This is a genomic window from Schumannella sp. 10F1B-5-1, assembly GCF_006517535.1.
In the GTDB taxonomy this organism is placed as follows: domain Bacteria; phylum Actinomycetota; class Actinomycetes; order Actinomycetales; family Microbacteriaceae; genus Schumannella.
In genome coordinates, this window is the sequence record NZ_VHQH01000005.1 from 1 (window position 1) to 327 (window position 327).

Annotated in this window: 1 pseudogene; it reads right to left on the minus strand. The window is 73.7% G+C overall.

The window, feature by feature from the left end:
- Positions 1–327 (minus strand): annotated as a pseudogene (locus tag FJ658_RS15990) (S8 family peptidase); the annotation flags it as partial.

A 327-nucleotide genomic window follows, 5' to 3' on the forward strand; every position in this document is an offset into this window, starting at 1 on the left:
CGAGGCCGGCGACGAAGGTGCCGTGCCCCGAGCCCTCGTCGAGCATGCCGTCGAGCGGTCCGAGCTGGTCGGGCCGCGCCTCGGGGTCGTTCCCCGCATCCGTGAAACCGGCTGCGGCGAACGCGGTGACCACGACCGGGTCGAGCCACGGGTGGCTCACGCATCCGGTGTCGACGACCGCCACGACCGCGGATCCGGCGGGCTTCGCCGTGGCATCCGCGGGATCCGGGCCCACGTACGCGACCACCTGCCGTCCGCCGCTGCCGGCGAAGCCGTACTCGATCGAGGGCGTGTCGCCTCCCGCGTAGGGGTTCGTGGAGTGGAACG